1 protein-coding gene is annotated in these 375 nt (G+C 37.1%); it reads left to right on the top strand.

Annotated elements, in window-relative coordinates; all coding sequences use genetic code 11:
• Nucleotides 1-375, top strand: a 375-nt coding sequence (locus ACLMCG_RS23085; protein ID WP_413961449.1) for a condensation domain-containing protein, incomplete at both ends; no start/stop codon positions are given.

Raw genomic sequence — 375 nt, forward strand, 5'->3', positions numbered from 1 at the left:
CTTGATAGGCATGAGGTTCTTCGAACCCTTATTTTGACGGGTCCTGATGGATCGGGGTATCAGTATGTGAGTGATCAGTCTTTGGAATTAACTTTGGTAGAGATCGGAAGCTTTGAAGATTTTATGCAGGTGATCAGTGGGGAACTGAATGAAAGGTTTAATCTTCAGGAAGACTTGCCTATAAGAGTAAAAGTACTAAATTATGAAGGCGAATATTATTTGTCTGTAGTCATTCATCATATTGCTTTTGATGGTTGGTCAATAGACATTTTTTTACGCGAGTTGAACAGTATTTATCAATCTCTTGTTTTAGGTGTTCTTCCTGTGCTTCCTTCTTTACCATTTCAATATAAAGATTTTGCCTTATGGCATCGA

The organism is Chryseobacterium sp. S90 (assembly GCF_047444895.1).
GTDB lineage: Bacteria > Bacteroidota > Bacteroidia > Flavobacteriales > Weeksellaceae > Chryseobacterium.